This window comes from Nostoc sp. DedSLP03 (genome assembly GCF_034530815.1).
GTDB lineage: Bacteria > Cyanobacteriota > Cyanobacteriia > Cyanobacteriales > Nostocaceae > Nostoc.
The window spans coordinates 1-1,441 of record NZ_JAVRCK010000232.1 but is presented as its reverse complement, the minus strand read 5'-3'; the positions used below and the strand labels follow the sequence as shown (position 1 = coordinate 1,441).

At 43.7% G+C, this 1,441-nt stretch carries 1 protein-coding gene; it reads left to right on the top strand.

The window, feature by feature from the left end:
* Positions 1 to 54: 54 nt before the first annotated feature.
* Positions 55 to 1,441: IS4 family transposase (locus RM368_RS38465; protein WP_322698929.1), on the top strand; the 1,387-nt coding region annotated here is incomplete at its 3' end.

Genomic DNA, 1,441 nt, shown 5'->3' with positions numbered 1-1,441 from the left:
CTTGTCATTACCAACATCTTTTAAAGTGAGGTAGGGATGTAATAGAGTCAGAGTATGAAGTTGAAAAATTTTACAGACCTCAATGCTTGGGCAGTTGAGCAATGGGGAGATGCCGAATTAGGGGATACTCGTCGTACACAAAGAGCGATCGCTATCGGTGCAGCCATAGCTGCCAACCCGCAAGGGAGTTTACCAGATATGATGCAAGGCTGGAATGAAATTCGTGCTGCGTACCGATTATTTGCGGAAGACGATGTAACTCATAAGGCATTAATTCAACCTCACATCACGGAGACGAAACAAAGGGCGACTGAAATAAAATCCAATGTTGTTTTATTCATCCAAGACACAACAGAACTAGATTATACTCATCATCGGGAAGTTAAGGGATTAGGGCATATTGGAGATGGCAAAGGTAGAGGAATGATGCTACACACGTGTTTAGCAGTAGTACCGTTACCTTTGAATCCACAAATTTTGGGATTGGCAGGACAAATACCTTGGCTGCGTAGTCAAAAAAAGGACAATGACAACACGTTGGTGGAAGCGCTACCAGAACTATTGAGAACAGATGGTGAAGGGGAAATTTGGGCAGAGATGGTGGAATCCATCGGCACTGCACCAACACCACAAACTGGGTCAATTTGGGTAAGTGTCGGAGATAGGGGGAGTGATATTTTTTCTTACCTTCGACGAGCCAAAGCTTTGTACTGGCACTGCTTAGTACGAGTCACTCAAAACCGAGTGATTACTAAACCTGATGCCACCAAAGGGTATCTCAAGGCATTTGCTCGTTCTTTACAACCAATGGCGGAGAAAACTGTTGTTTTGCGTGGGCGCAACGGAGAACCCAAACGTAAAGTTAACTTACAAGTAGCTTGGTCTCAATTGACAATTCAACCCCCAGCAATTGGCTGTGAAAGAAAACAACAGCCAATAGATGGTTGGTGTATTCGTTGTTGGGAACCAGAAGGAGATTTAGAATGGATTCTATTTACCACTGTTGCTGTAAATGATCGTGAGGATGCCCTCATGCAACTAGATTGGTATGCTACACGTTGGTTAATTGAAGAGTATCATAAGTGTCTCAAAACTGGTTGTGCTGTAGAAAAACGTCAATTGGAGTCAGCTTCATCACTGGTAAGGCTACTTGGCTTTTTTGCTATAGTTTCAGTCAGATTATTACAGTTACGCCAACTTAGTCGCAGCAATTCCCAACTGAAGGCACACGAGTACATACCTACAATTATGTTAAAAGTCTTAGTTGCTCGTCTTGGGTTGACAAATTGTGAGTTGACTCTGGGTGAATTCTTTTTAGCGATCGCTCGTTTGGGTGGTTTTCTTGGCCGCAAATCCGATGGTCTACCTGGTTGGCAGACCTTATGGCGAGGCTGGTTGCGATTACAGGATATGTGTTGGGCTGCTGATTTTATCACCCAGT